Annotated in this window: 1 protein-coding gene; it reads right to left on the reverse strand. The window is 42.4% G+C overall.

Annotation, left to right across the window (positions count from 1 at the left end; all coding sequences use genetic code 11):
- Positions 1 to 194: replication initiation factor domain-containing protein (locus C2M25_RS20565; protein ID WP_234003624.1), on the reverse strand; the 194-nt coding region annotated here is incomplete at its 3' end.
- Positions 195 to 224: the final 30 nt, after the last annotated feature.

Genomic DNA, 224 nt, shown 5'->3' on the forward strand with positions numbered 1-224 from the left:
GTGGTTTTAATCTCAAGACGTTTAGCGCTAACAAACTCAAAAGCAGGGTATGCAGCAGCAAAAACGGCATCGGTATTGAGAAGTGCATCCAAGGAGATAACACGGTCAATAGACCTAAGCTCAAGCTCAGCACGCACCCAATTAGGTTGAGTTTCACTTTGCATTTGCTTGCCTTTTTCATAAATACGCGCCATTTTTCCATTTTTGCGACTTCCTACATAAAG

It is taken from the genome of Pseudoalteromonas sp. T1lg21 (genome assembly GCF_002964625.1).
Lineage (GTDB): Bacteria > Pseudomonadota > Gammaproteobacteria > Enterobacterales > Alteromonadaceae > Pseudoalteromonas > Pseudoalteromonas gelatinilytica.